Source organism: Limnohabitans sp. JirII-31, assembly GCF_002778315.1.
Lineage (GTDB): Bacteria > Pseudomonadota > Gammaproteobacteria > Burkholderiales > Burkholderiaceae_C > Limnohabitans.
This window is the reverse complement of the sequence record NZ_NESA01000042.1, coordinates 1-779: the sequence shown is the minus strand read 5'-3', so window position 1 is coordinate 779 and position 779 is coordinate 1. Positions and strand designations below refer to the sequence as shown.

Genomic DNA, 779 nt, shown 5'->3' with positions numbered 1-779 from the left:
TTCCCATGAAAGCATTGGTCGCTGTCAAACGCGTGGTGGACTACAACGTCAAAGTCCGGGTCAAGTCGGACAACTCGGGCGTGGACATTGCGAACGTGAAGATGAGCATGAACCCGTTTGACGAGATTGCCATCGAAGAAGCGGTGCGTCTCAAAGAGGCGGGCGTGGTGAGCGAAGTCATTGCGGTGTCGTGCGGCGTGACGCAATGCCAAGAAACCCTGCGCACGGCCATGGCCATTGGTGCCGACCGCGGCATCTTGGTCGAAACCAGCGAAGAGCTGCAGCCCCTGGCCGTGGCCAAACTGCTCAAAGCCCTGGTCGACAAAGAACAACCTGGCCTCATCATCTTGGGCAAACAAGCCATTGACGACGACTGCAACCAAACCGGCCAAATGCTCGCGGCCCTGGCCCATCTGCCCCAAGCCACCTTCGCTTCCAAAGTGGTGGTGGCCGATGGCAAAGCCCAGGTGACCCGCGAAGTCGACGGCGGTTTGGAAACCCTCTCCATCAGCCTGCCAGCGGTGATCACCACCGACTTGCGCTTGAACGAGCCGCGCTATGTGACCTTGCCCAACATCATGAAGGCCAAGAAAAAGCAACTCGATGTCTTCAAACCCGAAGACCTGGGCGTCAACGTGGCCCCGCGCATCAAGACCCTGAAAGTCAGCGAGCCGCCCAAGCGCAGCGCGGGCATCAAAGTGGCCGACGTGGCCGCTCTGGTGGACAAGCTCAAAAACGACGCCAAAGTTATCTAAGCACACGCAGAACCGATCAAGGAC

1 protein-coding gene is annotated in these 779 nt (G+C 58.8%); it reads left to right on the top strand.

Annotated features, from left to right (window positions below; all coding sequences use genetic code 11):
• The first annotated feature begins 5 nt into the window (after window positions 1–5).
• The gene (locus B9Z41_RS16870) at window positions 6–755 is read left to right on the top strand and encodes an electron transfer flavoprotein subunit beta/FixA family protein (protein WP_100148233.1); all 750 of its coding nucleotides are present in this window, start codon (window positions 6–8) and stop codon (window positions 753–755) included.
• Window positions 756–779: the final 24 nt, after the last annotated feature.

Bases quoted from the DNA above. Each gene is read 5' to 3' on its own strand.
- B9Z41_RS16870 (WP_100148233.1), top strand. From the start codon at position 6: ATGAAAGCATTGGTCGCTGTCAAACGCGTGGTGGACTACAACGTCAAA.